Origin of the sequence: uncultured Algibacter sp., from assembly GCF_947490405.1 — a bacterium.
GTDB lineage: Bacteria > Bacteroidota > Bacteroidia > Flavobacteriales > Flavobacteriaceae > Algibacter_B.
On sequence record NZ_CANLGU010000018.1, the window covers coordinates 1 to 668 of the forward strand.

Consider the following 668-nt stretch of genomic DNA (forward strand, 5'->3'; position numbering starts at 1 on the left):
CACAACGGTTACGTATAAGAATAGTTGCGTGGTTTGGTAACTAATTTAGCAAAAGTCGTCGAACCAGAGGAAAATCCGCAGGATTTTCCGAGTAGCCACAGGCCGAGCAATTATTTTTATACTTTGTTGTGTGTAGTGTTTTTTTAATCGAATGCATCTCCAATTTTCTCAAACGTATTTTCATTCCAATACCAACTCTCTCCTTTTCCTTTACTATTATATAAGTTCCAAAGTAACTCCGTAAAGCCGTTAGCTATTATTTCAGACATTCCTTCTTCTCCGTGAGTTGATAAGTAACTGTCATAACACTTTCCAAAGTTTTCTTCGGTCAGGTCAACACTAATATATTGAGCTAATTCTGGACTTTTGGCAATTAAAAACCACTCATTAGTTACATCTCCTTCTAGTTCCTCCCATATAACGTCGTCTTTTGGATATAGATATTCATTGGTTGAAATGAAGTCTTCTTTTCCAATTATTTTGATTCCAAAAGATTCATCTTCAAATAGACTAATTCCATTGGTCAGTTTAAAGAATAAATCCAAATCCTCTGGAATCTTTTTGTCGACAATTAATTCATTATTCGGTTTAAAAACTCTACAATTAGAGTCTTTTGAAATCAGTTCTATAATTTTTCTTAAATCTTTCATTGCTCACATTACACACAA

General features: G+C 33.4%; 1 protein-coding gene. It reads right to left on the minus strand.

Annotated elements, in window-relative coordinates; genetic code table 11:
* Nucleotides 1-143 precede the first annotated feature (143 nt).
* The gene (locus Q0772_RS16220) at nt 144-650 is read right to left on the minus strand and encodes an SMI1/KNR4 family protein (RefSeq protein WP_298347010.1); all 507 of its coding nucleotides are present in this window, start codon (nt 648-650) and stop codon (nt 144-146) included.
* Between the last annotated feature and the right edge of the window lie 18 nt (nt 651-668).